Origin of the sequence: Pseudoalteromonas sp. S4492 (genome assembly GCF_005886115.1) — a bacterium.
In the GTDB taxonomy this organism is placed as follows: domain Bacteria; phylum Pseudomonadota; class Gammaproteobacteria; order Enterobacterales; family Alteromonadaceae; genus Pseudoalteromonas; species Pseudoalteromonas gelatinilytica.
The window spans coordinates 1-343 of sequence record NZ_PNCP01000266.1 but is presented as its reverse complement, the minus strand read 5'-3'; the positions used below and the strand labels follow the sequence as shown (position 1 = coordinate 343).

Annotated in this window: 1 protein-coding gene; it reads left to right on the top strand. The window is 46.4% G+C overall.

From position 1 onward, the window contains the following. Nucleotides 1-69: 69 nt before the first annotated feature. Nucleotides 70-343 (top strand): hypothetical protein (locus CWC28_RS21535; protein WP_138625771.1); only part of this gene is annotated, 274 nt, incomplete at its 3' end.

The following is a 343-nucleotide window of genomic DNA, read 5'->3' as shown; positions in this document are numbered from 1 at the left end:
GGTTCCAGGTTGACTGGCAATAACTTTCATAAAAATGACAATCATCGAAATGACAATAATATTGTTGTCATGAAGCATCCAGCCCCCCCTGTTTTTGAGCAGCTCGACACTGATTCAGGCAGCTCGGAAAGCTATGATTTTGTTGTTACACCCGACACCAACCTGAACAAACTGGTCTGGCATCTTGGTATTTCGTCACTCGAACAGAACACGTTCGCCAAGACAGAAAAAGAATTTATTCACACTCTCAGGACGGGACGTGCCATTCGAATTCAAGGCCTTGAGTCAAATCCGGAGCTTGCCAGTCAGTTGGAGTCACTCTTCATGTCGCCGCCCAGTCTCT